Source organism: Reyranella sp. (genome assembly GCF_965228225.1).
Taxonomy (GTDB): Bacteria; Pseudomonadota; Alphaproteobacteria; order Reyranellales; family Reyranellaceae; genus Reyranella.
In genome coordinates this window covers 5,541,342-5,567,154 of the sequence record NZ_OZ245801.1, presented here as the reverse complement: position 1 = coordinate 5,567,154, position 25,813 = coordinate 5,541,342, and the positions used below count along the sequence as shown (strand labels likewise).

Genomic DNA, 25,813 nt, shown 5'->3' with positions numbered 1-25,813 from the left:
CGATCGCTACCGCGAGACCCGCTCGCGGTGGAGGATGTAGAGGCCTGAGCCCACGATCACGGCGATGCCGGCAAGCGCCAGGGTGTTGGGGACCTCGCCCCACACGACGTAGCCGATGGCGAGCGCCCACAGGATCGAGGAGTAGCGGAACGATCCCATGACCGAGATCTCGCCGCCCGAGCGCAGCGCGATCACGAGGAACTGATAGCCGATCGCGAGCAGCAGCGAGGAAGCGACGATGTAGCCCAGGGCGCGCGCATCGATCGGCTGCCAGCCCTCGACCAGGGCCCAGGCGCAACCGACGACGGCGACAGTGATCGCCGTGGTGAAGGAGACGACGAGCGTCGGCACGGCCGGCGGCAGGTGACGCGCGATGATGTCGCGAAAGGCGCCGAGGCAGGTTCCGGTAAGCGCCACCCAGGTCCAGCCGTTGATGTCGCCGAGCCTCGGCTGGATCACCAGCAGCACGCCCACGAAGCCCACGCCCACGGCCGTCCAGCGCCGCCAGCGGACATCCTCCTTGAGGAGGAGCACGGCGAGCACCGTCAGGATCAGCGGCGTGGAGAGGTTGACGGCGGTGGCGATCGCAAAGGGAATCTGGAAGAGCGCGATCAGGTAGATGATGGCCGCTCCCGCTTCCAGCCCGCCGCGCAGCAGGACCTTGGGATGAACCGCGTAGGCCATCTTGCGCCAGGCCCCCGTCGCCAGCAGCGCCAGCGCACACCACAGCGTGGCAAAGAGGCCGCGCACGCCGATCGACTGGACCGACGGCACGGTCTCGGCGGCGAGCTTGATCAGCGCATCGTTGAAGATGAAGACGACGACCGACGCCAGCATCGCGGCGATGCCGCGGGTATTGTCGATCATGACGGGGCTGCTGACGAAGCGACTACTTCGCCATCTTCTCGATCATCTTCCACTGCTCGGCGGAGACCGGCACCACCGACAGGCGCGACTGGCGCACCAGGCCGAAATCCGCGAGCTTCGGATCGGCCTTGATCGCGGCCAGGGTCACAGAGTTCTTCACCGGCGCGACCGGCTTCACGTCGACGGTCACGGCCTTGCCCGCCGCATCGGTGGGGTCGGGATAGGCGGGCTTCACGACCTCGGCGATGCCCACGATCTCCTTGCCCTCGTTGGAATGGTAGAAGAAGCAGCGGTCGCCGGGCTTCATCGCCTTGAGGTTGATCGCGGCCTGGGCGTTGCGCACGCCGGTCCAGGAGGTCTCGCCGTCCTTCACGAACTGCGCCCAGGAATAGACCGAAGGCTCGGACTTGATGAGCCAGTACGCCATTTCGTTTCCCCCTGCTCCTACTTGCCTTCGCGCCGCAGCGGCCGCGCCAACAGGGCGCGAATCGAATCGTCGAGATTGGCCCCGCGATGCAGGATAGCATCGACGGCGGTGCAAATCGGCATCTCGATGCCGAGCTTGGCGGCGCGTTCGAGAACCGCCGGCGCCGTCGCCGCACCTTCGACCACCTGCCGCCGGCCCTGCATGTAGGTTTCGTAGGACATGCCCTTGCCCAGCGCAGCGCCCAGCGAGCGATTGCGCGACAGCGGCCCCTGACAGGTGAGCACCAGATCGCCGAGCCCGCTCAGCCCCGTCAACGTCTCGAGACGGGCACCCAGGGCGAGGCCCAGTCGCGCCATCTCGGCGAAGCCGCGGGTGATCAGCGCGGCGGCGGCGTTGTGACCGAGGCCGCGGCCCTCGACGATGCCGGCGGCAATGGCCAGCACGTTCTTGACGGCGCCGCCCAGCGAGACGCCCACGACATCGTCGGTCCAGTACGGCCGGAACATGCCGGCGGCGAGCGAGGCCGCGAGGTCGCGGCCGAGGGCGGCATCGGCCGTGGCGATGCTGACCGCGGTGGGAAGACCCTGCACGGCTTCCTCTGCGAAGCTGGGCCCCGAGAGCATGGCGATGGCCCGCCCCGGCAACAGCTCGGCCAGAACCTCGGGCATCAGCAGGCCGCTCGTGGCTTCGATGCCCTTGGCGCAGATCACGACCGGACCGCTTCCGGGCAGGTCGTGCGCCACGACGCGCAACGCCTGGGCCGGACAGACGAGCAGGATCGCATCGCAGTCGGCGAGCTGGGCGAGCTCCGTGGCCGCCTCGATACCGGCGTCGAGCGATTGCCCCGGCAGGTAGATCTCGTTGCGACGGTCGTGCGCGATCGTGGCCGATACACTGCGATCCCGCGACCAGAGGGTCACCTTGCGACCGGCGCGGCGTCCGAGGCAGGCCAGCGCCGTTCCCCAGGCGCCACCGCCGACGACGCCGATATGCGCGATGCCCGTCACGCGATCCCTGTCACAGGCTGAGATTGAAGGCGATGGAGATGCGCTGGGCGGCGCCGCGATAGGGCCGCACCTGGTGCAGCACCCACGACGGGAACATCACCAGCCGCCCGGCCCGGGGCGAGATCGTCTGGTTGGTGCCGACCGACAGGCCGCCCGGCAGGCTGAAGGCGAGATAGGGCGCGTACATGGCCGGCGCCGGTCCGCGCGGATCCATGAACTCGAGTTCGCCGCCCAGCGAGGGATCGGCCGAGATGCCGCCATCGTCGACATAGTAGACGCCCGACCAGTAGCTGCCGGGATGGGAATGGAATTCGTTGCCGTGGCCGCCGCGGTTGATGTTGGCCCAGATGTTGGCCTTCCACGCGATGGTGACCGCATTGCCTTCGCGATCGCTGGTGCTGCGGTTGGCGATGTTGCGCGCGATCGCCAGCAGCTTGATCGCCGGAACGCCCGCCCATTTGTCGAGGTCCCAGGTCGACTGCCAGCCGCCCAGCGTGCTGTGCGGCTCGTTCGGTTGTTCGGCCTCGCGCTTGGCCAGGACCGGGATCAGCGCGGCATTGAGCTGCGGACCGTCGGGCAGATCGGCGATCAGGATCGGCGTCGCGAAGGCGGCGACGGTTTCGAAGGCGGGCTGGGCCTGGCTCATGGCGGCAGTCTACACCCGATTGGCGGCGGCAGGATCGAGCGGCCAGCGCGGCCGGGGGCGGAAATCGAGCGCATCGACCCGGCCGAGACGCAGTCGCTCGACACCGGCCCAGGCGATCATGGCGCCATTGTCGGTGCAGAGCCTGACCGGCGGGGCAACCAGCTTGGCGCCGTGCGCCGCCGCGACCTCTTCGAGCCGCCCGCGCAGATAGACATTGGCCGCGACGCCGCCGGCCACCACGAGGGTCGACGACGGAGCCCGGGCCAGCGCGTTGGCGCAGCGGTCGGCGAAGACGTCGCCCACCGTGCGCTGGAAGGAGGCGCAGAGATCGGCAACGGCGCGGGGATCGTCGGCCGGCAGCTTCTCGACCGTCTGGCGCACGGCGGTCTTCAGGCCGGAGAAGGAGAAGTCGCAGCCGGGCTTGCGCCACATCGGCCGCGGCAGCGCGAAGCGGCGCGGGTCGCCGCCCTCGGCCGCCCTCTCGACCGCGGGGCCGCCCGGGAAGCCGAGGCCCAGCAGCTTGGCGGTCTTGTCGAAGCATTCGCCGGCGGCATCGTCGATGGTCGTGCCCAGCCGCGTGAAGTCGCCGGGACCGCGCACCGTGAGGAGCTGGCAGTGGCCACCCGACACCAGCAGCAGCAGATAGGGAAACGAAACCGGCTCGGTCAGCCGCACCGACAAAGCGTGGCCTTCGAGATGATTGACCGCAATGAAGGGCTTGTCGTGCGCGAAGGCCAGCGCCTTGGCCGTCATGACGCCCACCATCACGCCGCCGATCAGCCCCGGCCCGCCGGTCGCGGCAATGGCGTCGAGATCGGCCAGCCCGACGCCGGCCTCGTCGAGCGCCTGGGCGACCAGCCCGTCGATACGCTCGAGATGCGCCCGCGCGGCGATCTCCGGCACGACGCCGCCGAACCGCCGATGCTCGGTGAGCTGGCTGTAGACCGTGTTGGACAGGATTCGGCCGACCGGCCCGGTCCCGGCCTCGCCTTCGACCACGGCGACGGCGGTCTCGTCACAGCTCGTTTCGATGCCCAGGACGCGCATGCGGGACTTCTAGCGGCCCGAACAGAGGGGCGCCAGATGACTCCTCGCCGACGCACCCCCTCATCCTGAGAGGCTGGCCGGAAATGAATTGAATCGATTCAACCACTTACCTCATCCTGAGGAGCGCCGCTTCGCGGCGCGTCTCGAAGGATGGGCAACAGGCAAGGTGCGCGTTCCCACCCTTCGAGACGCGCTCCTGAGTTTACCCCGAGGTATTCGAGGGGGAGCGCTCCTCAGGGTGAGGTCGTTGTGTTGGGACGACTCTAAAGGTTCAGATTGAACGCGATCGAGATGCGTTCGGCGGTGCCGCGATAGTGGCGGACCTGGTGGAGCAGCCAGGACGGGAACAGGACCATCCGGCCGGCCTTGGGCTGCAACACCTCGTTGGCGCCGCCCGACAGGCCGCCCTTCATCGCGAAGCCGAGATGCGGCGCATACATCACCGGGCCCGCCCCGCGCGGATCGAGGAATTCGAGGGCCCCGCCCAGCGACGGATCGGCGGCGATGCCGCCGTCGTCGACATAGTAGACACCGGACCAGAAGGCGCCGGGATGCGTGTGGGGCAGGTTGCCGTGGCCGCTGCGATTTATGTTTGCCCACATGTTGGCGCGCCAGGTCACGGCGAACACGCCGGGATGGGGGCCGCCGCCGGCATTGCCCGAGCGGTCGATCGTCACGCGATTGGCGGTGTTGCGGGCGATGGCCAGCAGCTTCAGCGCCGGCACGCCGCCCCAGCGGTCCATGTCCCAGGTCGACTGCCAGCCGCCTTCGTTGGAAGCCTGTGTGCCGGGGTGGGACTTCTCGCGCTCCTCGATGACCCGTCGCAGGTCGGCATTCAACGCCGCCGCGTCCGGCACGTCGTGGACGACGAGCGGCGTGGCGAACAACGGTACGATTTCGAGATCCTGGCTCATGCTCGCGCTCTGTTCGCCGTCTTCTTGCCTGCCGGCCTCGGGCACCGCAACTGCCGCCGTCCGCGACCTGTCGGCACCACAGCTTCTGGCGTGGGGGCTTCTGGCGTATCGGGGCGCCCTGCGCTAGAGCAGCGCGCATGACGGCCCCCCTCCTCCGGCTCGGCACCCGCGGCAGCCCTCTCGCCCTCACCCAGACCGGCCTGGTGCGCGATGCGCTCGCCAAGGCGGTCCCCGCGCTCGCCGCCCCCGGCGCCATCGAGATCGTGGCCATCAAGACGACGGGAGACGTGATCCAGGACCGGCCGCTCTCCGAAGCCGGCGGCAAGGGACTGTTCGTCAAGGAGATCGAGGAAGCCCTGCTGCAGGGTCGCATCGACGCCGCCGTCCACAGCATGAAGGACATGCCGACGGCGCAACCGCCCGGCCTGGCGATTGCGGCCTTCCTGCCGCGCGAAGACGCGCGCGACGTGTTGATCGCGGGCGACCTCGCGCGCATCGACGATTTGCCGCAGGGCGCCATCGTCGGCACCTCGGCGCTGCGTCGCAAGGCGCTGCTGCTTCACCGTCGGCCGGACCTGCAGATCGTCACGCTGCGCGGCAACGTCGATACCCGCCTCGCACGGCGCGCCGACGGCACCGTGCAGGCGACGATCCTGGCGCTGGCCGGCCTCAAGCGCCTGGGCAAGACCGGTGTCGGCACCGCCATTCCGGAAGCCGAGATGCTGCCGGCGGTCGGCCAGGGCGCGGTGTGCATCGAGGCGCGAGAGAACGACGCGCAGACGCGCGGCTGGCTCGCCGCGATCGATCACGAGGCCACGGCCGTCTGCGTGCGCGCCGAACATGCGATGCTGGTGGTGCTCGACGGATCCTGTCGCACACCCATTGCAGGACACGCGATCCTGACGGGCGGAGAACTGCATCTGCGCGGCCTGATCGCCCGGCCCGACGGATCGGAAGTGATCGCAACGGAGCGTCGTGGTTCGATTGCTGACGCAGCCGCGCTCGGTCGCGATGCCGGCGAAGAACTCAAGCGCCGCGGCGGACCGGGCTTTTTCGCCGACTGACGCATACTCGACCGCACCCGGGTCGAGCCCTAGACTTCGGCCCATGCACCCCATCCTGCGCTCCCTGCTGATCGTGTGCGGCCTCGCGTCCCTGCTCGCTGCCTGCGAAACCGCTCCGGTATCCGGCCGGTCCCAGATCATGCTGGTGAACGAGAACGAGGAGCGCGAGATGGGCCTGAAGGCCTATCGCGAAGTGCTGAACAAGGAACCGCTGTCGCGGGATGCGCAGACCAACGCCCTGGTCGAGAAGGTCGGTCGCCGCATCGCCGCCGCGGCCGAGCGGCCGCCGCAGGAACTTTGGCGCGCGCCGCACTTTCGCTGGGAATTCAAGACCGTCGACAAGAACGAGCCCAATGCCTTCTGCCTGCCCGGCGGCAAGATCGTGGTCTACACAGGTCTGCTGCCGATCACCAAGACCGAGGCCGGCCTGGCCGTCGTGCTCGCCCACGAGGTGGCGCATGCGCTGGCGCGTCACGGGGCGGAACGCATGAGCGACCAGATGGTGGCGTCGGTCGGCACCGCCGCCGCCGCGGTGGCCCTGTCGGCGACGGTGAGCGGCCGCAGCCGCACCTACCTGCCGGCCATGATGGCCGCGGTCGGCGCCGGCGCGACGGTGGGCTACATCCTGCCGATGTCGCGTGCCCAGGAATCGGAAGCCGACCGGATCGGCCTCGTGCTGATGGCGATGGCGGGCTACGATCCGCGCGAGGCGATCGGCCTGTGGGAACGCATGCGGGCCGCCAGTTCCGGCAAGCGGCAGGCGGAATGGCTCAGCACGCATCCTGCCGACACCACGCGCATTGCCGATATCAGGCGCTGGCTGCCCGAAGCCATGCAGTACTACAAACCAAAATGACCGAAACGCTGGACTACGACGCCACCGGGCTGCTGTGCCCCCTTCCCGTGCTGCGCGCCAACCGCAAGCTGCGCGAGCTCGCCGTGGGCGGACTGCTCACCGTGCGCGCAACCGATCCCGCCGCCGAGGCCGACTTTCCGGCCTTCTGCCGGCAGACCGGACACGAGCTGGTCTCCTCGAGCCGCGAGGGCGAGGTGCTGGTATTCGTGATTCGGAAACGCTAGACGCCCGTCCGACAGACAAGAGAGAGATCATGCCGCAAACCACCTTCAAGACGATCGATTCCACGGACATGTCGGGCAAGCGCGTGCTGGTGCGCGTCGACCTCAACGTGCCGATGAAGAACGGCAAGGTGACCGATGCCACCCGCATCGAGCGCGCGGCGCCGACCATCAAGGAGCTGGCCGCCAAGGGCGCCAAGGTGATCGTGCTCAGCCATTTCGGCCGGCCCGACGGCAAGCGCGTGCCGGAGATGACGCTGCGGCCGCTGGTCGAGCCGCTGGAGCAGGTGCTGGGCAAGCCGGTCGCCTTCGCCGAGGACTGTGTCGGGCCGCTGGCGGAAGCTGCCGTGCGCACCATGAAGCCGGGCGACGTGCTGCTGCTGGAGAACCTCCGCTTTCACAAGGAGGAGGAGAAGAACGATGCCGGCTTCATCGACAAGCTCTCGCTGCTGGGCGACGTGTATGTGAACGACGCCTTCTCGACGGCGCATCGCGCGCATGCCTCGACCGAGGGTCTCGCGAATCGCCTGCCGGCCGTTGCGGGCCGCCTGATGCAGGAGGAGCTCGAGGCGCTCGACAAGGCGCTGGGCAATCCGAAGCGCCCGGTCTGCGCCATCGTCGGCGGCGCCAAGGTCTCGACCAAGCTCGAGCTGCTCGGCCATCTGGTGGGCAAGGTCGACAAGCTGATCATCGGCGGCGGCATGGCGAATACATTCATGCACGCCCAGGGGATCCCTGTCGGCAAGTCCCTGTGCGAGAAGGATCTCGCCCCGATGGCGCTCGAGATCCTCGAGAAGGCCAAGGCCGCCAAGTGCAAGGTGCTGCTGCCGGTCGATGTCATGGCGGCGGACGAGTTCAAGGCCGGCGCCCCGCATGTCGTGGTGGATGCCAACGCCTGTCCCGACGACAAGATGATCCTCGATGTCGGCCCCAAGACGATCGCGCTGTACCAGAAGGAGCTGGCCGACTGCTCGACCGTGGTGTGGAACGGCCCGCTCGGCGCCTTCGAGATCAAGCCGTTCGACACCGGAACGGTGGCGCTGGCCCAGGAAGTCGCCCGGCTGACCGGCATGGGCAAGCTGCTGTCGGTGGCCGGCGGCGGCGACACGGTGGCGGCCCTGGCCGCAGCGGGCGTCGAGGAGAAGTTCTCCTATGTCTCGACGGCGGGCGGCGCCTTCCTCGAATGGATGGAAGGCAAGACCCTGCCTGGCGTTGCAGCGCTGATACGAGCGGCGTAGCGTCGGCGCCATGAGCGGCCCGCAAACACCACCCGACCGCCCGCGCCTGCCGTGGGATCCGCCCGAGCATTTCGAGAAGCGGGTCCCCGACGGTGACAATCGCGAGCGGCTGGTCTGCGGCCGCTGCGAGTTCATCCACTACCAGAATCCCAAGGTCGTCGCCGGCGCCGTCTGCACCTGGGGCGAAAAGATCCTCTTGGCCAAGCGCGCCATCGAGCCGCGCAAGGGCTTCTGGACCCTGCCGGCCGGCTACATGGAACTGGGCGAGACGACCGAGCAGGCCGCGCAACGCGAAGCGCTGGAAGAGGCCTGCGCCACCATCGAGATCGACCGCCTGCTCGCGATGTACAGCGTGGCCCGCATCGGCCAGGTGCAGATCATGTACCGCGCCCGGCTGGTCACCGCCGACATCGCCTGCGGCATCGAGAGCGAGGAAGTGGCGCTGGTCGACTGGGCCGACATCCCGTGGGACCAGCTCGCCTTCCCCACGGTCGTGTGGGCGCTCGCCCACTTCCACGAATCCCGCGACAAGACCGACTTCTCGACCTACTCCAACCCGACCGGCGACCTCGCCCGCATGTGGCCACCGCGCAAGCCCGAGGGGGTTTAGAAGCCGCTCCACGCATGCCGACGCCTCTCTTCCGCGCGTGCCTTGTGGCCGCCGTCCTGCTCCTGCAGGCATGTGCCCCTTCGCCGTCGGAGCTGTCGCTTCAGGCGATCGAAAAAATGTCCGACCGAATCGCCGCCGGGGTTTCGCCCCCGCTCTACGCGAAGCTCGAGTCTCTGGGCGTGTCCACGGCGCGCAACCGCACCATCGCGCTCGTCTTTCCGCCGGGAGGCGAGCCGCCGCCGAACAAGACGTGCGTCGCCAATGTAAAGGCCTCCCTTGAGCGGGAGCTCCGGCAGCTCGGGGCCCGCACGCGCATCGACTTCGAGGTGGTGCAGGATGTGGAGAAGGCCGCCGTCGTCTTCGTGGTGGGTGACACGGCGGAGATGCTGGACACGGGAACTCCACCCCTGAGAACCTGGATCAACGCCGCGGAGCGCCGAACCTCCGCCAAGACGATGGTTGTCCATGACAACCGGTCGAACCCGCATTCGATATCCGACTTCTTCGAGGGTGTGTTCACTGAGGGCGATGGAAGGTTGATCTTCGGCGCCTCCTTCATCCATTGGTTCGAGATGACGGGACGCGCCGGCCAGAAGGATTGCGCTCCCAACTTCGTCGAGCGGCTGACGCGAATTTATCTGCGGATGGATTTCCCGGGCCAGTACGGGGAGATCTCGCGGCAGGCGCGCACGCAGTTCGGCGTGAGCCCCTACGAAGTCGACAGTTTGGATATGGCGCACTTCTGGGACGGCATCTTGTTCTGCGCTCAGTTCGTCGACCGGACGAAACTGGCGACCTGCGCCGTCGAGATCGTCAAATTACTCTCGGAGCAGAAGCCCTAGAGCCTCATCGAGCAACGCGCAATCGCCAGCTCAGCCGCCCCGCGCGAAGGGATTGTCGTCGCCGTCCCAGTAGCGCCGGAGCAGAGGGATCTGCAGGAAGGCGAAGACGAGGGTCAGCGGGAAGCTGAGGAACATCTTGCTGGCGATCCACGTGTCGGTCGTGAAGTTCCGCCACATCACTTCGTTGACGATGGCCAGCACGAAGAAGAACACCGTCCAGCGCATCGTGAGCTGATACCAGCCCTCGTCGGTCAGCCTGAAGGCCGCGCCGAACAGCGGCTTCAGCAGCGGCTTCTTGAACAGCACGAGACCGCCGCCCAGGATGACCGCGAACAGGCAGTTCACGATGGTGGGCTTCAGCTTGATGAAGGTGTCGTCCTGCAGCCAGATGGTGAGGCCGCCGAACACCAGCACGAAGAAGCCGCCGACCAGCGGCATGATCGGCCAGCGCTTCTCCAGCCAGCGATAGCAGGGCAGCGCGATCGCCGTCGCGACGATGAAGATGCCGGTGCCCCAGTAGATGCCCCAGCGCCCGTTGGCGACGAAGAACAGGACCAGCGGCCCCAGTTCGAGCGCCGTGGCATAGAGCTTTCGCATGCCATTGTCGCCGCCTGCGTCCCGCTCACTGCTCATGCCGGCAATCCCATCAATCCGCGCGCGAAGGCGCGAGCCTCGAACGGCCGCAGGTCGTCGATGCCTTCTCCGACACCGATGGCCACGACCGGCAGTTTGAACTTCTCGGCCAGCGCCACCAGCACACCGCCCTTGGCGCTGCCGTCGAGCTTGGTGAGAACCAGCGCGTCGACCGGCGACATGGTCTTGAAAGTCTCGACCTGGGCGTGGGCGTTCTGGCCGGTGGTCGCGTCGAGCACCAGCAGGCACGAATGCGGCGCCTCCGGATCGAGCTTGCGGATGACGCGCACGATCTTGGCGAGCTCTTCCATCAGGTTGGTCTTGTTGTGCAGGCGGCCGGCGGTGTCGATCAGCAGCACGTCGGTCTTCTCGGCGCGCGCCTGCTCCAGCGCCTCGTAGGCGAGGCCCGCGGCGTCGGCGCCGGTCTGCTTCGACACGACCGGCACGCCGGCGCGGTCGCCCCAGACCTTGAGCTGCTCCACGGCAGCGGCGCGGAACGTGTCGCCCGCGGCCAGCATCACCGAGCGGCCCTCGCCCTTGTAGCGGCCGGCCAGCTTGGCGATGGTCGTGGTCTTGCCGCTGCCGTTCACGCCGACCACCAGCACGACATGCGGCTTGCGCGCGGCATCGATGGTCAAGGGGACGGCGACGGGCTGCAGGATCTCGGCGATGTCGTCGGCGAAGGCCGCGCGCACTTCCTCTTCGGTGACTTCCTTGCCGAAGCGCTCCTTGCTCAGCTTGCCGACCAGCCGGGCGGCGACGGCGACGCCGAGATCCGCCTGGATCAGCGCATCTTCGAGATCGTCGAGCGTCTGCTGGTCGAGCTTCTTCTTGGTGAAGAGGCCGGTGATGCTCTCGGCGACCTTCTTGGTCGACTTCGAGAGACCCTCGCGCAGACGCGACAGCCAGCCTTTCTTCTCGACCTCGGGCTCGGGCTTCTCGACCTCGGGTTCCTTCTCGACCACCGCTTCGACAGGGGCGGCGACAGCGACCGGCTCGGGCTCCGGCGCCATCGGCACCGGCTCGATGGGGGGCGGAGCGAACGGCGTCTCGGGCTCGGCCGCGACAGGCGGCTCTACCGGTTCGGGTTGCGCGACCTCAGGTTCGGCCGGCTTCAGCGGCTCGACGGTCGGCGCCACGCGGGAGCGCAACCGCGCAAACCAGCCCTTCTTCTCGGGTTCCGTCTCGCTCACCGCGCCACCTCAGGACAGCAGCGAACGGTCGAGTTCGCCCTTGTAGGCGAGCGCGATGCCGCCGGTCATCGAAACGTGATCGTCGCGCAGCCATTCGATGGTGAGCGTGCCGTGCTCGACGACGACGTCGACCTTGCGCCCCGTGAGGCCGCGCCGCGCCGCGGCGACGCCGGCGGCACAGGCGCCCGACCCACAGGCGAGCGTCAGCCCCGCGCCGCGCTCCCAGACGCTGAGCTTCAGCCTGTTCTCACCAATGATCTGCGCAACGCCGACATTCACCCGCTCGGGAAAGAACGGATCGTGCTCGAGCTTCGGCCCCAGCTCGGTGATCGGGATCGCGGAGAGGTCGTCGACGAAGAAAGTCGCGTGCGGATTGCCGACGTTTGTGCCGACGGGATCCTGCAGCGGTCCAAGTCCGACCGGCATGTGCCTGGTGTCGCAGGCCTTCGCGACGGGAATTTCGCGCCAGTCCATGCGCACCAGCCCCATGTCGACCGAGATCACCGGCAGGCCGTTGGCGCCGCGCCCGATCTTCTGCGATTCGAGCAGGCCGGCGACCGTCTGGATGGTCACGTCGTCGGACTTGCACTCGTCCATCACCACCGAGGCGACGCAGCGCGTGGCGTTGCCGCAGGCCTGCGCCTCGCTGCCATCGGGGTTGTAGATGCGCATGAAGACGTCGGCGTCGGGCTCGGTCGGCGGCTCCAGCACGATGAGCTGATCGCAGCCCACGCCCAGGCGGCGGTCGGCGATGGCGCGCCGGCGGGGCACCGTCAGATCGAGCGCATGCCCGCGCGCATCGAGCACGACGAAGTCGTTGCCCAGCCCGTGCATCTTGAGGAAAGGCGTTCCGGCCATGCGGCGCTATATGGCGGTTCGGCCCGGCCAGCGCAACGAGCGCGCCCGGACCTGCCCGGCCTGCGGCCCGCCGATCTCGCGCACGTCGAGGGTCGGCATCCGCTTCGTGTAGATCGTGAGATGCAGGATGCCGAGCGCCTCGTAGGGCATGGCCGGCTCGACGAACAGGCCGCGACCGGCGTCCCACGCCGGCGTGGCGTGATGGACCGGCCAGTTGCAGCGGCTGGGCAGCGGCTCGCAGGAGAAACCGCGGTCGTAGACCAGCACGTTGAGGGCGACCTGGTCGGTCATGTTGGTCGAGCGCTGCAGCGCCTCGCCCAGCAGCCCCGCCCAGCCCTGCCAGTGCGGCGCATCGGCTGAGAGCGCGAAGACACCGGCGTTGATCAGCGGGTAGCGGATCAGCCGCTCGGCGGTCTCCCGGTCGAAACAGGCCTCGAAAGCCGCGCCGTTGATCGACGAGAATTCCTGCCAGGCATGGCGGTAGTGACGCATCGAGCGGTGGATCTCGGGCGCCACGGCCAGCGCGCCCGTCCGGGCGGCGGCGAGGAACAAGGCAACCGCGTCGCCCTGCTGCACCCAGCAATCGCCGTCGACCCAGAGATAGAGGTCGAAGCCCGGGAAATAGCGCGGCAGGAACGGCCGCGCCGTCAGCGCCTTGTAACCGTCCTTCAACAAGTCGCGGCCGGGAAAGTCGAAATCCCATTGCGGGACAACGAGGATGGCGCCGCGTTCGCGGCACCAGTCGCGCTGCTCTTCGGTCAGCCCGCAATCGAGCACGCCCAGCGCCAGCGCGCGGCCCTGCTCGGTCGCCTGCAAGGACTCGATGCAGTCGCGCATCAGGTCGAAATAGGCGGCGTCTCCGCCGGTGATGGCGATGGTTCGCTCGGAATCGGGGTTTCTGCTCACCTCGCGAAGATGGCGTAATGACAGGCTTTGCGCCACAGTCCGCGCCAACGAACGCCTTTCCGGGGGAACTCATGGGCAAGCATGTCGACTACTACGTTTCGCTGAATTCGCCGTGGACCTATCTCGGGTCCGCGCGCTTCGACGCCATGGTGAAGAAGCACGGCGCGACGGTCACCATCTGGCCGGTCGATTTCGGCTCGGTCTTCGCGGTTTCGGGCGGCCTGCCCCTGCCCAAGCGCGCGCCGCAGCGCCAAGCCTATCGCATGATGGAGCTGAAGCGCTGGCGCGATCATCTGGGCATGAAGACGACGCTCGAGCCCAAGTTCTTTCCCGCCAACGAGGTGCCCGCCGCGAAATGCGTGATCGCCCTGCGCGAAGAGGGCCGCATGGCGGACGCGATCAAGGTCGCCCACGCGGTGCTGACCGGCCTGTGGGCCGACGAGAAGAACACCGGCGACCTGCCGACGCTCGAAGCGATCATCGCCGGTTGCGGCCTCGACGGCGCCGCCGTGCTGAAGGCCAGCGACGCGCCGGGCATCGCCGAGAAGCGCGAGGCCTATACCAAGCACGCAATTTCGCAGGGCGTGTTCGGGGCGCCTTCCTTCGTCATCGACGGCGAGATCTTCTGGGGCCAGGACCGGCTCGACTTCGTCGAGCGCAAGCTCGGCTCCTGATGGCGCCCCTTCTCACGCGAGTGGCGGTCTCTTACTGACCGCCTTCCACGGAAGTCAGGCGCATGCAGGACGGACCGACAAGCTCCCAGGCCGCGTCGACGACCTCAGCCAGCGAGACTGTGTCGAGGCCGATGGAGAGCGCATAGTTTCGCCACTGGCGCCGCTTTGCTGCATCGTCGACGAAGGCCCGCGAAAGCCCATCCGGGCGAGCCGATGGTATTGCGGTCTTCCTGCGGTCGAACGTCGCGCCGATCGCAGCGTCGAGATCGGCCGCACGGATGTCGAGCGCCTTCGGAATGGCCCAGAGATCGTGGAAGTCCTTCATGCGCCCGTTGATCAGGCCAAGAGCGACGATCGCCTGAAACTTCTCGGCCACGACGGCCGCCGGCGGATAGGCCAGTATGCAAGGCTCTTCCATCCCCAGAAGAGAGCGATAGTTCAGCGGCTCGAGCTTCGGCGCGACGGCGTCACCGAAGCCGATGTCCACGGTCACCGGAATGCGCGTTCTTTCGAGGTACGCCGTCGTTCGAAGACGGATGCCCCCATACTCCATCCCTTCGCGGATCTGATCTGCGCGCAGCGCACCGACGTCAAATGCGAGAGCATCGTCGGCGCCGACAGCCATGATCTCCGCAAAAGCAGCCTTGAGATCATCGGGCCCGGATTCTCCGAAACCGAGAAAGTCTGCATCTCGCGTCTCCCGATGGCCTCCGTCGATCCATTGGGTCACGAGCATTCCGCCTTTCAGCGCAAAGCGGTTGCGATGCGGTGAGATGGACAGACGGTAGAGCAGCCGCTCGAGTGCGAACCGCACCAGCACGACTTCATGGACCCGCCCCTGGGTGCGCGCGATATCGAGAAGACGCTGCCGTATCGACGCTGCGGAGGTTCGACGCCCGTCAGCCATCGGACACCAGCGCTTCAAGGTAGGGCCGCATGATCCTCCACGCCCCGCCATCCTGGGCTGACTGCGCGATCTCCGCAGGTGTCGCCTTGCGGTTTCGAAGCGCGGCGCGCAGCGCTTCGATAGCGATCGAACGATCGACCGCCCGGCTGCGAAATACGTCGGCGAGCGTCTTCGCCACCGAGAATATCGGGACATCGATCCCCGAAATCCGATGCTTTTCGACGCCCTGCGTCATGTATTTATCTGGGAGTTCCGTGATTCGAATGGGAGGGTAGGAGATGACAGGCGCCCAGTCGCGTGGACTGATCGCGACCCAGACCTTTCTCGGCATCTGATCGGTCAGCTCATGGAAGGCGAGCGCCGATGTGAGAGCGATCACTCCCTTCGGCACCAGCTTGGATGCCTCTGCCAGCGACTGGTGGGCGGACAGTTCTGCGTCGGCCCGTTGATAGAGCCCTCGCGCCATCCTGACGAGTTCACCATTCGCTACAGCCCGCGAGATAGCGGCCGCCGATACGCCTGCCTGCCGCAGTTCGTAGGCGCGCACGATCGGGTGAGTCCGCAGGAGCACCGCGAGGCGGTCGCGTTGCGACGGTCGATCCATGGCTTGGAACATATCCTAGGTGTATAAGAGATTTATACCCAGAATATGTATCATCCCCCGGCAACCGAGACCTCGATTTGACCGGCGCCCCGGCTCAGGGGCTCAGGAAGGACGCCGCCGAGACCGCGATCGTGTTGTTGATGATGTGCGCCACGATCGTCGGGACCAGCGAGCCGGTGCGCCAGCGCAGCCAGCCGAACCAGAAGCCGAGCGGCAGCACCAGGAGAATGTGCAGGGGCTCCGTATGGGCGGCGGCGAAGGCCAGGGAGCTCAGCACGAAGGCCACCAGATTGCTCCAGCGGCCCGCCAGCCAGCCATAGAGGAGCCCGCGGAAGACGAGTTCCTCGACGATCGGCGCCAGCAGGCCGAGGACAGCCAGGGTCTGGAGGATCCGCGCCGTACCCTGGATGCCCTCCGTCACCTGCTTCACCCCCTCGGGCTGGGGCCCAAGCTGGCTGACGGCAAAGGAGAGCGCCGTGGTGCCCAGGACCGCGAAGACGATGGGCCGCCAGCCCACGGGCCGCAGACCCAGGGCCGCCGGCGCGTTCCGGCCGAGCGGCAGGACGGCGATAACAAGGGCCAGAAGGCAGGTCCCGAAGAAGGCGCTGAGCACCAGCAGGTTGCTTCGTTCGGGCAAAAGCCAGAAAACCAGCAGCCCGATCAGCGGCGCCACGACCACGAAGGTCAGCATGGACCACCCCGGAAGGCGCGAAGAATCTTTGTCGTTCAATAGGTTAGCCGGCTCGTTCAAGCGTTTTGACTCCTGACGCGGCAGGCTTTATACCCCGCCGGCTCAATCGGTCGTGCCGATTTACTAGGTTCCCCCTTCGGGGAGCTCCGCTGATCCGCGAAGGTTCGCGCATCGGCGCGATACGTCTTTGAGCGAACGGGAGCACGATGTTCGAGGGTCTTAGCAAACGCCTGGGCGACGTATTCGACAAGCTGAGGGGGCGCGGCGCGCTTTCCGAGGCCGATGTCGACGCGGCCCTGCGCGAGGTGCGGACCGCCCTGCTCGAGGCGGACGTCGCCCTGCCCGTCGTCCGCCAGTTCATCGACGAGGTCCGGCCGAAGGCGATCGGCGCCGATGTCATCCGCTCGGTCACGCCGGGCCAGATGGTCGTCAAGATCGTCAACGACCACCTGGTCGAGATGCTGGGCGGCACCGTCTCGGACCTCGACCTGGGCGCCATCCCGCCGGTCGTCATCCTGATGGTCGGCCTGCAGGGCTCGGGCAAGACCACTTCCTCGGCCAAGATCGCCTATCGCCTGAGCCAGGGCCCGCAGGGCATGGCGGCCGAAATGTTCGGCGGCAGCTTCTCGACCCGGCGCAAGGTCATGATGGCCTCGCTCGACACGCGTCGCCCGGCCGCGCAGCACCAGCTCAAGGTGCTGGGCGAACAGACCGGCGTGCCCACCCTGCCGATCGTCCCGCTCGAGATGCCGCTCGCAATCACCCGGCGCGCCCTTGAGACGGCCAAGCGCGAGGGCTTCGACGTCCTCATCCTCGACACGGCGGGCCGTCTCTCGATCGACGAAGAGCTGATGAAGGAGGTCGCCGACATCAGCGACCTCGCCAAGCCGAAGGAAACGCTGCTCGTCGCCGACGCCATGACCGGCCAGGACGCCGTGAACGTGGCCAAGGCCTTCAACGAGCGTCTGGCCGTCACCGGCATCGTGCTGACCCGCGTCGACGGCGACGCGCGTGGCGGTGCGGCGCTGTCGATGCGTGCCGTCACCGGCCGTCCGGTCAAGCTGATCGGCGTCGGCGAGAAGTTCGACGCGCTGGAGCCGTTCCATCCCGATCGTATCGCGTCCCGCATCCTCGGCATGGGCGACATCGTCTCGCTGGTCGAGCGCGCCGCCGAGACGATCGACAAGGAAGATGCCGAGAAGCTGGCGGCCAAGGTCCGCAAGGGCCAGTTCGACATGGACGATCTGCTCAACCAGCTGCGCCAGCTGCGCAAGATGGGCGGCCTGTCCGGACTGATGGGCATGCTGCCGGGTGCCATGCAGGCCAAGGCCGCCATGTCCAAGGCCAAGATCGACGAGGGCCAGCTCAAGCGCCAGGAGGCCGTCATCCTGTCGATGACGCCGAAGGAACGCCGCAACCCCGATCTGATCCACGCCTCGCGCAAGAAGCGCATCGCCAAGGGCTCGGGCGTGCAGGTGCAGGATGTCAACAAGCTGCTCAAGCAGCATGCCGACATGCTCAAGATGATGAAGCGGGTGAACAAGCTCGGCGAGAAGGGATTCATGCGCAGCCTCGGCGGCATGGGTGGCCCGCCGGGGTTTCCGCGCTGAGGTTTCAAGAAGTCAGCCAGATTTAGTCAGACGAATCATACGAACCGATATCGAAGAGAGGACCTGAGAGAATGATCGCAATCCGCATGACCCGGCACGGTGCCAAGAAGCGCCCGTTCTTCCACATCGTCGTGGCCGATTCGCGCAGCCCGCGCGACGGTCGCTTCATCGAGAAGCTCGGCACCTACAATCCGCTTCTGCCGCGCGATCATGCCCAGCGCCTGACGCTCGACAAGGAGCGCATCGCGCACTGGCTGAAGGTCGGCGCTCAGCCGTCCGATCGCGTTGCGAAGTTCCTGTCGCAGGCCGAGCTGATGAAGCCGCGCGAGCGCCGCGACCAGACCAAGAAGCCGCTGCCGCGCGCCAAGGCGCAGGAGCGCATGAAGGCCGAAGCCGCCGCCGCAGCAGCCGCCGCGCCGGCCGCCGAGGAAGCCGCGGCCACCTGATCGGGTGGTTGCTTCGATGAGCAAGGGTCGCGTCCTCCTGGGCGTCGTTGCGGCACCCCATGGGGTTCGCGGCCTGGTGCGCATCAGGAGCTTTACCGAGGACCCGATGGCGATCGCCTCCTACGGCGCGCTGTCGGACGAGAAGGGAACGAAAGAGTACCGGGTCGAGGCGCTGAGCTCCGTGAAGGGAGCGGTCCTGGCCCGGATCGAGGGCGTAGCCGATCGCACGGCGGCCGAGGCAGTACGCGGTTTGCGGCTCTATGTGGAGCGCGAGCGCCTGCCGGAGACGGGCGAGCGGGAGTGGTACGAGGCGGACCTGATCGGGCTCGCCGCGTTCGACCGGGAGGGCCGGGATTGGGGAAAGGTCATGGCCTTCCACGATTTCGGCGGCGGACGGACGATGGAAGTGTCGGGAGGCAGCGCATCGAGACATTCGGTGATGCTGCCCTTCACCGACGCGGTGGTGCCCGAGATCGACGTCGAGGGTGGCAGGGTTACGGTCGAGCCGCCGGCAGGTTTGCTGACGGGTGGGCCGGCGAAGGAGGCGGAGGACTAACGTGTGGCGCGCGACCGCGCTGACGCTGTTCCCGGAGATGTTTCCGGGCCCGCTGGGCGAGAGCCTGGCCGGCCGGGCGCTGAAGGAAGGCGTGTGGTCGCTGGAAGCCGTCGACATCCGGCGGTTCGCCGGAGACCGGCATCGCACGGTGGACGACGCACCCTTCGGAGGCGGCGCCGGCATGGTGTTGAAGCCCGACGTTCTGTCGGCCGCGATCGAGGCGGTCATGCAGGCGCCGGGAATGGCGGAGGTGCCGAAGGTTCTGCTCTCGCCGCGCGGCGCGCCGTTCAGTCAGGCGCGCGGGCGGGAGCTGGCGGCGGGACCGGGCGTGTTGTTGGTGTGCGGACGGTTCGAGGGCGTCGACGAGAGGGTCATCGAGGCCCAGGCGCTGGAGGAGATTTCGGTCGGGGATTTCGTGCTTTCGGGCGGCGAGATCGCGGCCATGACGGTGATGGATTGTTGCGTGCGGCTGCTGCCCGGGGTGATGGGCGCGGCCGATTCGGCGAACGAGGAGAGTTTCGAGGACGGATTGTTGGAGTACCCGCACTACACCCGGCCCGCGACCTGGGCAGGGCCCGACGGAATCGAACGGCGCGTGCCAGAGGTTCTGCTCTCGGGCCATCACGGCAAGGTCGCCGAGTGGCGGGTGAAGCAGCGGGAAGAGATCACGCGGAGGCGGCGGCCCGATCTTTGGGCCCGGCGCCGGACCGCGGCGGGAAACGATGAGAAGTGACGAAAGGATGGATGCGATGAACATTCTCGACGCGATCGGCCAGACGACGATCGACAAGGTGCAGGAAGAGCGGCCCGTTCCCTATTTCGAGTCGGGCGACACGCTCAAGGTGCATGTGAAGGTGCAGGAAGGTAACCGCGAGCGCCTTCAGGTCTATGAAGGCCTGTGCATCGGCCGCAAGAACGCCGGCGTGAACTCCTCGTTCACGGTGCGCAAGATCAGCTTCGGCGAAGGCGTGGAACGCGTGTTCCCGCTCTACAGCCCGAGCATCTGGGAAATCGAAGTCGTCCGGAAGGGCGTCGTGCGCCGCGCCAAGCTCTACTATCTGCGCGAACTGCGCGGCAAGGCCAGCCGCATCGCCGAGGACACCGAGGCCCAGCGCGCGCTGCTCGCCACGCAGGCCGAGGAGGCTCTCAAGCGTCCGCGCCGCGAGAAGCTCAAGAAGGAAAAGCCCAAGGAAGAGAAGTCCGTCCGCAACGCCAAGGGCGGCGGAAAGAAGTAGGTCCAACATGGCGTTCCGCAAGAAGTCGGCCACTCCGCCGGCCCCGCCGCCGCCACCGCGGACCCTGTTCGAGAAGATCTGGGACAGTCACGTCGTCCATCGCCAGGACGACGGCACCTGTGTCATCTACATCGACCGTCACCTCGTCCACGAGGTGACCAGCCCGCAGGCCTTCGAAGGCCTGCGCATGGCGGGCCGGCCGGTGCGCCGTCCCGACGCCACCATCGCGGTCGCCGACCACAACACGCCGACGACGGACTTCAGCCAGGGCATCGAGGACGACGAGTCGCGCGTCCAGGTCGAGACGCTGGAGAAGAACGTCGCCGACTTCCACGTGCCCTACTTCGACCTGAACGATCCGCGCCGCGGCATCGTGCACGTGATCGGCCCCGAGCAGGGCCTCACCCTGCCCGGTATGACCATCGTGTGCGGCGACAGCCACACCTCGACGCACGGCGCGTTCGGCGCGCTGGCCTTCGGCATCGGCACCTCCGAGGTCGAGCACGTGCTGGCGACGCAGACGCTGATCCAGAAGCCGGCCAAGAACATGCGCGTGTCGGTCGAGGGCAGCCTGCCGCTCGGCGTCACGGCCAAGGACGTCATCCTGGCCATCATCGGCAAGCTCGGCACCGCCGGCGGCACCGGCTACGTCATCGAGTACGCCGGCCGCGCCATCCGTGAGCTCACGATGGAAGGCCGCATGACGGTCTGCAACATGTCGATCGAGGCGGGCGCCCGCGCCGGCCTGATCGCGCCCGACGAGACGACGTTCGAGTATCTCCAGGGTCGTCCCTATGCGCCGAAGGGCGGGGCCTGGGACCTGGCGCTCAGCCAGTGGCGCCGCCTGCCGTCGGACAAGGGCGCGCACTTCGACGTGCAGCTCGACCTCAACGCCGCGGACATCCCGCCGATGGTGACCTGGGGAACGAGCCCGCAGGATGCACTGCCGATCACCGACGTCGTTCCCGACCCGGCCAATGCGCCGGACGAGAACCGCCGCGAGGCCTGGACCCGGTCGCTCGCCTATATGGGCCTGACGCCGGGAACGCGCCTCGTCGACGTGCCGATCGACCGCGTGTTCATCGGCTCGTGCACCAACGGCCGCATCGAAGACCTGCGCGCCGCCGCCGAGATCGCGCGCGGCCGCAAGGTCGCCTCGACCGTGTCGGCCATGGTCGTACCGGGCTCCGGCCTGGTGAAGGCCCAGGCCGAGAAGGAGGGTCTCGACAAGATCTTCCTCGAGGCCGGCTTCGAATGGCGCCTGCAGGGCTGTTCGATGTGCCTGGCGATGAACGCCGATCGCATCGAGCCCGGCCAGCGCTGCGCCTCGACCTCGAACCGCAACTTCGAAGGCCGCCAGGGCCGCGGCGGGCGCACCCATCTGGTGAGCCCGGCGATGGCCGCCGCCGCCGCCATCCGCGGCACCTTGGCCGACGTTCGCGACTTCCAGTAAACGCCGTTCCATAAGCGGGACGAAGGACGGGCGGCCCTGCGAGGGGCCGCCCGTTTCCATTGCGGTCAGGAACGCTGATGGCCAATGTAGCGTTCGCTTTCGCCAACGATCGTGGGAGAGACACATGGCCAGCGTCCCCAATTCAGGTCCCGCCGCCCCCCCTCCGCCGCCGGTCTGGGATGCGACGCCGCCGGGCAGCTCGCCTGTCGGCTATGGCGGGTTCTGGATCCGTGTCGTGGCCTACCTCATCGATGTCATCCTGGTCGGGGTCGTCCTGAGTTTCGTGATGGGGATCTTCGGCCTCAGGCAGGTGAACCCCGACGATCTGAGCGATATCGATCCCGGGGTGAATCTGCTCACGATCCTCGTCTTCTGGCTCTATTTCGCTCTGCTGGAGAGTTCCGAGCGGGGCGCCACCGTCGGCAAGATGGCGATGGGACTGCGGGTCGTGACCGGCGACGGCAAGCGGCTCACCTTCCTCAATGCCACCGGACGGTTTTTCGCCCGGATCCTTTCGGGAGCCATCTTCTGCATCGGCTACCTCATGGTTGCCTTCACCGAGCGCAAGCGGGGCCTGCACGACATGATCGCCAACACCGTGGTGATCAAGACCCGCTAGAATCGGGTGGCTTGACCGCGGCCCGGAAAGCCCGTTTATTCCGGCCTTTCCGGGAGGTCTCATGGAGAAATTCACGACGCTGAGCGGCGTCGCTGCGCCGCTGCCCATGGTCAATGTCGACACCGACATGATCATTCCGAAGCAGTTCCTCAAGACCATCAAGCGCACGGGCCTGAAGGAAGGCCTGTTCTACGAGATGCGCTGGACGGCGGACGGCCAGAAGAAGGACTTCGTCCTCGACCAGCCGGCCTACCAGAACGCCAAGATCATCGTGGCGGGTCCCAACTTCGGCTGCGGCTCGAGCCGCGAGCATGCGCCCTGGGCGCTGCTCGACTTCGGCATCCGCTGCATCATCTCCGAGGATTTCGCCGACATCTTCTACAACAACTGCTTCAAGAACGGCATCCTGCCGATCAAGGTGCCGAAGGAGATCGTCGACAAGCTGATGGACGATGCGAGCCGCGGCTCGAACGCCATCATCGAGATCGACCTCGAGAAGCAGGAGATCAAGGGTCCGGACGGCGGCACCGTCCACTTCGACATCGATCCCTTCCGCAAGAAGTGCCTGATGGAAGGCCTCGACGATATCGGCCTCACCATGGAGAAGAAGTCGGACATCGACGACTTCGAGCGCCGCCAGAGCGAGTCGCAGCCCTGGCTGCACAGCGCCGCCTGAGGAACAAACCCCGACCTCATCCTGAGGAGCGAGCGCAGCGAGCGTCTCGAAGGATGGGCAACCGACACCGCGCCTGTTGCCCATCCTTCGAGACGCGCCGAGAACGGCGCTCCTCAGGATGAGGTCATTCCAGCGGACCGAAGACCGTCCAAACCGATCCGAATTCCAAACCCAACGGAAGACCTGACCATCATGGCGTCCAATCGCAATCTGCTCGTGCTGCCCGGCGACGGCATCGGCCCCGAGGTGATGAACGAAGTCCGCAAGATCATTGCCTGGATGGGCAAGAAGCGCGCGATCGGCTTCGACATCAAGGAAGACCTCGTGGGCGGCGCCGCCCTCGACAAGCACGGCGTGCCGCTCAGCGACGACGCCATGAAGACCGCGCTGGAAGCCGATGCCGTGCTGTTCGGCTCGGTCGGCGGCCCGAAGTGGGACACCGCCGACTTCAGCAAGAAGCCCGAGCGCGGCCTGCTGCGCCTGCGCAAGGAGATGGACCTCTTCGCCAACCTGCGCCCGGCCAAGGTGTTCGACGCGCTGGTCGACGCCTCCTCGCTCAAGCCCGAGATCGTCAAGGGTCTCGACATCATGATCATCCGCGAGCTGACCAGCGGTGTTTACTTCGGCGAGCCGCGCGGCCGCCACGTCAACGCCGCCGGCGAGGTCGAGGCCTTCGACACGCAGCGCTACACCGCCCCCGAGATCCGCCGCGTCTGCGCCGTCGCCTTCGAGCTGGCGCGCAAGCGCAAGAACAAGGTCCTCTCCTCGGAGAAGGCCAACGTGATGCACACCGGCGTGCTGTGGCGCGAGGAGGCGACCAAGCTGCACAAGGAGAAGTACTCCGACGTGAAGCTCGATCACATGTATGCCGACGCGCTCGCCATGCAGCTGCTGCGCGCGCCCAAGGAATTCGACGTGATCGTCACCGACAATCTGTTCGGCGACATCCTCTCGGACGAAGCCTCGATGCTGACCGGATCGCTCGGTCTGCTGCCGTCGGCCTCGCTCGGCGCGCCCGACGCCACCGGCCGCCGCAAGGCGCTGTACGAGCCGATCCACGGCAGCGCGCCCGACATCGCGGGCAAGGGCCTGGCCAATCCGATCGCCCAGACGCTCAGCTACGCGATGATGCTTCGCTACTCGTTCGACCTCGGCAAGGATGCCGACATGGTCGAGCTCGCCGTCGAGAACGTGCTGAAGGCGGGTTACCGCACCGGCGATCTTCTGGTGGGCAACACCGACGGCGTGAAGAAGGTGGGCACCCAGGAAATGGGCGACGCCATCGTCAAGGAACTCGACCGCCTGAGCTGACCGGGCGACCGCCGCACCCGGCGGATCAGCCTCTCAGGATCGAGCCCAACACGCCGCGCAAGACGGCGCCACCGACGCTGGCGCCGATCGATGCGGCCCGGCCCTTGCCGAACACGGCCTTCGCCGCCTCACGGGCGGCGATGGTCGCCATGCTGCGCCCCGCCGCCTTGGCGACCGTGATGCCCACGGAATCGCGCTGACGTCCGGCCGGAGTCTTCTTCGGCTCCGCTGTGGGCGGCTGTGCCTTCTTCAGACGCGGCTCCGGCCGGGGTGCCGGCGGGATCGGCCGTTCGGCATCGGCCGGCGCCGGCTCTGCCGGGCGGGGCCCCCAGGGGCCGGTCGTCGCGGGAACGGTTGGCGGCACCGAACCGTACTGCCCACGGCGGCGCGGCGGAGCCGCTTCAGGATTGGCCGTCCCGGCCACGCGACCGGTGAGAACTTCATAGGCCGACTGGCGATCGACCGCCGTGTCGTATCTGCCAGCCAGCGGGCTCGCCGCCATGACCGCCGCGCGCTCCTCGGGCGTGGCCGGTCCGATGCGGCCCTGCGGCGGGGCGACGAAGCAGCGTTCGACCGGAAACGGCACGCCCTTGGCGTCGAGGAACGACAGCAGCGCCTCGCCGACCCCCAGCTCGGTGATGGCCTGCGCGGCATCGAACGCCTTGTTGGGCCGGAAGGTCTCGGCCGCCACTTTCACCGCCTTCTGGTCGCGCGGCGTGAAGGCGCGCAACGCGTGCTGCACCCGGTTGCCCAGTTGCCCCAGCACGGTCTCCGGCAGGTCCAGAGGGTTCTGGGTGATGAAGTAGACGCCGACGCCCTTGGAGCGGATCAGCCGCACGACCTGCTCGATCCGCGACAACAGCGCCTTGGGCGCGTCGTCGAACAGGAGATGCGCCTCGTCGAAGAAGAAGACGAACTTCGGCTTGTCGAGATCGCCCACCTCGGGCAGCGATTCGAACAGCTCCGACAGCAGCCACAGCAGGAAGGTCGCGTAGAGGCGCGGGCTCTGCATCAGCCGGTCGGCCGCCAGGATGTTGATGGCGCCGTAGCCCGATGGATCGCAGCGGATCATGTCGGTGAGCACGAGGGCCGGTTCGCCGAAGAACCCCTCGCCGCCCTGCTGGCTGAGCGTCAGCAGCTGGCGCTGGATTGTACCCACCGACGCCTTGCTGACATTGCCGAACTCCGTCGTCAGCGTGGCGGCATTCTCGGCGACCCATTGCAGCAACGCCTGCAGGTCCTTGAAGTCGAGCAGCAGCAGGCCCTGCTGGTCGGCGATCCGGAAGACGATGTTGAGCACGCCCTCCTGCGTCTCGTTGAGCTGCAGCAGGCGGGCCATCAGCACCGGCCCCACCTCGCTCACCGTCGTGCGGATCGGATGGCCCTTCTCGCCGAACAGGTCCCAGAAGATCGTCGGGAAGGCGCGACCGCCATAGCCGTCGATGCCGAGCTGCCGCGCACGCTCGAGCGCGCGCGGGTTGTCGCCGCCGGCCTGGCTTACCCCCGAGAGGTCGCCCTTCACGTCGGCCATGAACACCGGCACGCCGTAGGCCGAGAAGCCCTCCGCGATGGTCTGCAGGGTCACGGTCTTGCCAGTGCCGGTCGCGCCGGCGATCAGGCCGTGGCGATTGGCGTATTTCAGCAGGAGGTACTGATCGGCAGTACTGGCCCCCACGAAGATCGCCGCGTCGTCGCTCATGCC

30 protein-coding genes are annotated in these 25,813 nt (G+C 67.5%); 16 read left to right on the top strand and 14 right to left on the bottom strand.

The genetic code is table 11. From position 1 onward, the window contains the following. Positions 1–6: 6 nt before the first annotated feature. From ACO07K_RS26975 to ACO07K_RS26950, 6 genes are all read right to left on the bottom strand, one after another. Positions 7–867, bottom strand: a complete 861-nt coding sequence (locus tag ACO07K_RS26975; protein WP_422033417.1) for a DMT family transporter — start codon at positions 865–867, stop codon at positions 7–9. 22 nt (positions 868–889) lie between these two features. Beyond that, positions 890–1,294 (bottom strand): EVE domain-containing protein, encoded by a 405-nt coding sequence (locus tag ACO07K_RS26970; RefSeq protein WP_422033416.1) that lies wholly within the window; start codon positions 1,292–1,294, stop codon positions 890–892. Between the two features lie 17 nt (positions 1,295–1,311). Further along, positions 1,312–2,301 (bottom strand): NAD(P)H-dependent glycerol-3-phosphate dehydrogenase, encoded by a 990-nt coding sequence (locus ACO07K_RS26965; RefSeq protein WP_422033415.1) that lies wholly within the window; start codon positions 2,299–2,301, stop codon positions 1,312–1,314. 10 nt (positions 2,302–2,311) lie between these two features. Continuing rightward, positions 2,312–2,947, bottom strand: a complete 636-nt coding sequence (locus ACO07K_RS26960; protein ID WP_422033414.1) for a TIGR02466 family protein — start codon at positions 2,945–2,947, stop codon at positions 2,312–2,314. A gap of 9 nt (positions 2,948–2,956) precedes the next feature. Beyond that, a complete protein-coding gene (gene tsaD, locus ACO07K_RS26955) occupies positions 2,957–3,994 on the bottom strand; it encodes a tRNA (adenosine(37)-N6)-threonylcarbamoyltransferase complex transferase subunit TsaD (RefSeq protein ID WP_422033413.1) in 1,038 nt (345 codons plus the stop codon). 263 nt (positions 3,995–4,257) lie between these two features. Further along, complete coding sequence (locus tag ACO07K_RS26950) at positions 4,258–4,908, bottom strand: 2OG-Fe(II) oxygenase family protein (RefSeq protein WP_422033412.1); 651 nt, start codon at positions 4,906–4,908, stop codon at positions 4,258–4,260. Between the two features lie 137 nt (positions 4,909–5,045). Between ACO07K_RS26950 and hemC the strand changes: the two genes are divergently transcribed. The 6 genes from hemC to ACO07K_RS26920 are packed head-to-tail and all read left to right on the top strand — an operon-like array spanning position 5,046 to position 9,739. Further along, positions 5,046–5,972 (top strand): hydroxymethylbilane synthase, encoded by a 927-nt coding sequence (hemC, locus tag ACO07K_RS26945; protein WP_422033410.1) that lies wholly within the window; start codon positions 5,046–5,048, stop codon positions 5,970–5,972. Between the two features lie 43 nt (positions 5,973–6,015). Then, positions 6,016–6,828, top strand: a complete 813-nt coding sequence (locus ACO07K_RS26940) for a M48 family metallopeptidase (RefSeq protein WP_422033408.1) — start codon at positions 6,016–6,018, stop codon at positions 6,826–6,828. Beyond that, positions 6,825–7,052: a sulfurtransferase TusA family protein gene (locus tag ACO07K_RS26935; RefSeq protein ID WP_422033406.1), complete on the top strand. Its 228-nt coding sequence runs from the start codon at positions 6,825–6,827 to the stop codon at positions 7,050–7,052. The genes ACO07K_RS26940 and ACO07K_RS26935 overlap by 4 nt, the downstream gene beginning before the upstream one ends. Before the next feature lie 29 nt (positions 7,053–7,081). Beyond that, complete coding sequence (locus ACO07K_RS26930; RefSeq protein WP_422033404.1) at positions 7,082–8,287, top strand: phosphoglycerate kinase; 1,206 nt, start codon at positions 7,082–7,084, stop codon at positions 8,285–8,287. A gap of 10 nt (positions 8,288–8,297) precedes the next feature. Then, positions 8,298–8,897, top strand: coding sequence for an NUDIX hydrolase (locus ACO07K_RS26925; protein ID WP_422033402.1), 600 nt, complete (start codon positions 8,298–8,300; stop codon positions 8,895–8,897). A 14-nt stretch (positions 8,898–8,911) separates the two neighbouring features. Beyond that, on the top strand, positions 8,912–9,739 hold the full coding sequence (locus ACO07K_RS26920) for a hypothetical protein (RefSeq protein WP_422033400.1): 828 nt from the start codon (positions 8,912–8,914) through the stop codon (positions 9,737–9,739). 30 nt (positions 9,740–9,769) lie between these two features. Here ACO07K_RS26920 and ACO07K_RS26915 read toward each other — a convergent pair whose 3' ends face one another. Genes ACO07K_RS26915 through ACO07K_RS26900 form a run of 4 tightly spaced genes read right to left on the bottom strand, consistent with a single transcriptional unit; the run spans position 9,770 to position 13,329 of the window. Beyond that, positions 9,770–10,372, bottom strand: a complete 603-nt coding sequence (locus tag ACO07K_RS26915) for a septation protein A (RefSeq protein ID WP_422033398.1) — start codon at positions 10,370–10,372, stop codon at positions 9,770–9,772. Continuing rightward, entirely contained in the window at positions 10,369–11,565 is a 1,197-nt protein-coding gene (gene ftsY, locus ACO07K_RS26910) for a signal recognition particle-docking protein FtsY (protein WP_422033396.1), read from the bottom strand. Before ftsY ends, ACO07K_RS26915 begins: the two co-directional genes overlap by 4 nt. A 9-nt stretch (positions 11,566–11,574) precedes the next feature. Further along, entirely contained in the window at positions 11,575–12,423 is an 849-nt protein-coding gene (gene dapF, locus ACO07K_RS26905) for a diaminopimelate epimerase (protein ID WP_422033394.1), read from the bottom strand. Positions 12,424–12,429: 6 nt separating this feature from the next. Further along, a complete protein-coding gene (locus ACO07K_RS26900; protein ID WP_422033392.1) occupies positions 12,430–13,329 on the bottom strand; it encodes a hypothetical protein in 900 nt (299 codons plus the stop codon). Between the two features lie 71 nt (positions 13,330–13,400). Here ACO07K_RS26900 and ACO07K_RS26895 point away from each other — a divergent pair, with 71 nt between their 5' ends. Next, complete coding sequence (locus ACO07K_RS26895) at positions 13,401–14,003, top strand: 2-hydroxychromene-2-carboxylate isomerase (protein ID WP_422033390.1); 603 nt, start codon at positions 13,401–13,403, stop codon at positions 14,001–14,003. A gap of 31 nt (positions 14,004–14,034) precedes the next feature. Here the strand turns inward: ACO07K_RS26895 and ACO07K_RS26890 are convergent, their stop codons facing one another. From ACO07K_RS26890 to ACO07K_RS26880, 3 genes are all read right to left on the bottom strand, one after another. After that, positions 14,035–14,910, bottom strand: coding sequence for a nucleotidyl transferase AbiEii/AbiGii toxin family protein (locus tag ACO07K_RS26890; RefSeq protein ID WP_422033388.1), 876 nt, complete (start codon positions 14,908–14,910; stop codon positions 14,035–14,037). Continuing rightward, on the bottom strand, positions 14,903–15,514 hold the full coding sequence (locus ACO07K_RS26885) for a type IV toxin-antitoxin system AbiEi family antitoxin domain-containing protein (RefSeq protein WP_422033386.1): 612 nt from the start codon (positions 15,512–15,514) through the stop codon (positions 14,903–14,905). The genes ACO07K_RS26890 and ACO07K_RS26885 overlap by 8 nt, the downstream gene beginning before the upstream one ends. Positions 15,515–15,608: 94 nt before the next feature. Next, a complete protein-coding gene (locus ACO07K_RS26880) occupies positions 15,609–16,205 on the bottom strand; it encodes a CPBP family intramembrane glutamic endopeptidase (RefSeq protein WP_422033384.1) in 597 nt (198 codons plus the stop codon). A 206-nt stretch (positions 16,206–16,411) separates the two neighbouring features. On the opposite strand from ACO07K_RS26880, the gene ffh reads away from it, so the two are divergent. The 9 genes from ffh (at position 16,412) to leuB (ending at position 24,111) form a co-directional block, all read left to right on the top strand. After that, positions 16,412–17,815: a signal recognition particle protein gene (ffh, locus tag ACO07K_RS26875; RefSeq protein WP_298310934.1), complete on the top strand. Its 1,404-nt coding sequence runs from the start codon at positions 16,412–16,414 to the stop codon at positions 17,813–17,815. Between the two features lie 71 nt (positions 17,816–17,886). Further along, positions 17,887–18,261 carry a 30S ribosomal protein S16 gene (gene rpsP, locus ACO07K_RS26870; protein ID WP_298310931.1) on the top strand — a complete coding sequence of 125 codons (375 nt, stop codon included), beginning with the start codon at positions 17,887–17,889 and terminating at the stop codon, positions 18,259–18,261. 16 nt (positions 18,262–18,277) lie between these two features. Beyond that, positions 18,278–18,817, top strand: coding sequence for a ribosome maturation factor RimM (gene rimM / locus ACO07K_RS26865; protein WP_422009742.1), 540 nt, complete (start codon positions 18,278–18,280; stop codon positions 18,815–18,817). A 1-nt stretch (position 18,818) separates the two neighbouring features. Beyond that, the gene (gene trmD / locus ACO07K_RS26860; protein WP_422033382.1) at positions 18,819–19,550 is read left to right on the top strand and encodes a tRNA (guanosine(37)-N1)-methyltransferase TrmD; all 732 of its coding nucleotides are present in this window, start codon (positions 18,819–18,821) and stop codon (positions 19,548–19,550) included. Between the two features lie 16 nt (positions 19,551–19,566). After that, entirely contained in the window at positions 19,567–20,052 is a 486-nt protein-coding gene (gene rplS, locus ACO07K_RS26855) for a 50S ribosomal protein L19 (RefSeq protein ID WP_298310923.1), read from the top strand. Positions 20,053–20,059: 7 nt separating this feature from the next. After that, positions 20,060–21,505, top strand: coding sequence for a 3-isopropylmalate dehydratase large subunit (gene leuC, locus ACO07K_RS26850; protein WP_422033380.1), 1,446 nt, complete (start codon positions 20,060–20,062; stop codon positions 21,503–21,505). A 124-nt stretch (positions 21,506–21,629) separates the two neighbouring features. Continuing rightward, a complete protein-coding gene (locus ACO07K_RS26845) occupies positions 21,630–22,124 on the top strand; it encodes an RDD family protein (protein WP_422033378.1) in 495 nt (164 codons plus the stop codon). 61 nt (positions 22,125–22,185) lie between these two features. Then, complete coding sequence (leuD, locus tag ACO07K_RS26840) at positions 22,186–22,800, top strand: 3-isopropylmalate dehydratase small subunit (RefSeq protein ID WP_422033376.1); 615 nt, start codon at positions 22,186–22,188, stop codon at positions 22,798–22,800. 192 nt (positions 22,801–22,992) lie between these two features. Further along, positions 22,993–24,111: a 3-isopropylmalate dehydrogenase gene (gene leuB / locus ACO07K_RS26835; protein ID WP_422033374.1), complete on the top strand. Its 1,119-nt coding sequence runs from the start codon at positions 22,993–22,995 to the stop codon at positions 24,109–24,111. Between the two features lie 25 nt (positions 24,112–24,136). On the opposite strand, the gene ACO07K_RS26830 is transcribed toward leuB, so the two are convergent. Then, complete coding sequence (locus ACO07K_RS26830) at positions 24,137–25,810, bottom strand: helicase HerA-like domain-containing protein (RefSeq protein WP_422033372.1); 1,674 nt, start codon at positions 25,808–25,810, stop codon at positions 24,137–24,139. Positions 25,811–25,813: the final 3 nt, after the last annotated feature.

What these genes read in the sequence shown, in the direction of transcription:
- rpsP (WP_298310931.1), top strand. Translation starts at nt 17,887, where the DNA reads ATGATCGCAATCCGCATGACCCGGCACGGTGCCAAGAAGCGCCCGTTC.
- ACO07K_RS26925 (WP_422033402.1), top strand. Translation starts at nt 8,298, where the DNA reads ATGAGCGGCCCGCAAACACCACCCGACCGCCCGCGCCTGCCGTGGGAT.
- ACO07K_RS26935 (WP_422033406.1), top strand. Translation starts at nt 6,825, where the DNA reads ATGACCGAAACGCTGGACTACGACGCCACCGGGCTGCTGTGCCCCCTT.
- ACO07K_RS26970 (WP_422033416.1), bottom strand. Translation starts at nt 1,294, where the DNA reads ATGGCGTACTGGCTCATCAAGTCCGAGCCTTCGGTCTATTCCTGGGCG.
- tsaD (WP_422033413.1), bottom strand. Translation starts at nt 3,994, where the DNA reads ATGCGCGTCCTGGGCATCGAAACGAGCTGTGACGAGACCGCCGTCGCC.
- rplS (WP_298310923.1), top strand. Translation starts at nt 19,567, where the DNA reads ATGAACATTCTCGACGCGATCGGCCAGACGACGATCGACAAGGTGCAG.
- hemC (WP_422033410.1), top strand. Translation starts at nt 5,046, where the DNA reads ATGACGGCCCCCCTCCTCCGGCTCGGCACCCGCGGCAGCCCTCTCGCC.
- dapF (WP_422033394.1), bottom strand. Translation starts at nt 12,423, where the DNA reads ATGGCCGGAACGCCTTTCCTCAAGATGCACGGGCTGGGCAACGACTTC.
- rimM (WP_422009742.1), top strand. Translation starts at nt 18,278, where the DNA reads ATGAGCAAGGGTCGCGTCCTCCTGGGCGTCGTTGCGGCACCCCATGGG.
- ACO07K_RS26950 (WP_422033412.1), bottom strand. Translation starts at nt 4,908, where the DNA reads ATGAGCCAGGATCTCGAAATCGTACCGTTGTTCGCCACGCCGCTCGTC.
- ACO07K_RS26940 (WP_422033408.1), top strand. Translation starts at nt 6,016, where the DNA reads ATGCACCCCATCCTGCGCTCCCTGCTGATCGTGTGCGGCCTCGCGTCC.
- leuB (WP_422033374.1), top strand. Translation starts at nt 22,993, where the DNA reads ATGGCGTCCAATCGCAATCTGCTCGTGCTGCCCGGCGACGGCATCGGC.
- ACO07K_RS26895 (WP_422033390.1), top strand. Translation starts at nt 13,401, where the DNA reads ATGGGCAAGCATGTCGACTACTACGTTTCGCTGAATTCGCCGTGGACC.
- ACO07K_RS26920 (WP_422033400.1), top strand. Translation starts at nt 8,912, where the DNA reads ATGCCGACGCCTCTCTTCCGCGCGTGCCTTGTGGCCGCCGTCCTGCTC.
- ACO07K_RS26890 (WP_422033388.1), bottom strand. Translation starts at nt 14,910, where the DNA reads ATGGCTGACGGGCGTCGAACCTCCGCAGCGTCGATACGGCAGCGTCTT.
- ACO07K_RS26930 (WP_422033404.1), top strand. Translation starts at nt 7,082, where the DNA reads ATGCCGCAAACCACCTTCAAGACGATCGATTCCACGGACATGTCGGGC.
- ACO07K_RS26830 (WP_422033372.1), bottom strand. Translation starts at nt 25,810, where the DNA reads ATGAGCGACGACGCGGCGATCTTCGTGGGGGCCAGTACTGCCGATCAG.
- ACO07K_RS26845 (WP_422033378.1), top strand. Translation starts at nt 21,630, where the DNA reads ATGGCCAGCGTCCCCAATTCAGGTCCCGCCGCCCCCCCTCCGCCGCCG.
- ACO07K_RS26885 (WP_422033386.1), bottom strand. Translation starts at nt 15,514, where the DNA reads ATGGATCGACCGTCGCAACGCGACCGCCTCGCGGTGCTCCTGCGGACT.
- ACO07K_RS26915 (WP_422033398.1), bottom strand. Translation starts at nt 10,372, where the DNA reads ATGAGCAGTGAGCGGGACGCAGGCGGCGACAATGGCATGCGAAAGCTC.
- ACO07K_RS26960 (WP_422033414.1), bottom strand. Translation starts at nt 2,947, where the DNA reads ATGAGCCAGGCCCAGCCCGCCTTCGAAACCGTCGCCGCCTTCGCGACG.
- ACO07K_RS26880 (WP_422033384.1), bottom strand. Translation starts at nt 16,205, where the DNA reads ATGCTGACCTTCGTGGTCGTGGCGCCGCTGATCGGGCTGCTGGTTTTC.
- ACO07K_RS26975 (WP_422033417.1), bottom strand. Translation starts at nt 867, where the DNA reads ATGATCGACAATACCCGCGGCATCGCCGCGATGCTGGCGTCGGTCGTC.
- ffh (WP_298310934.1), top strand. Translation starts at nt 16,412, where the DNA reads ATGTTCGAGGGTCTTAGCAAACGCCTGGGCGACGTATTCGACAAGCTG.
- leuC (WP_422033380.1), top strand. Translation starts at nt 20,060, where the DNA reads ATGGCGTTCCGCAAGAAGTCGGCCACTCCGCCGGCCCCGCCGCCGCCA.
- leuD (WP_422033376.1), top strand. Translation starts at nt 22,186, where the DNA reads ATGGAGAAATTCACGACGCTGAGCGGCGTCGCTGCGCCGCTGCCCATG.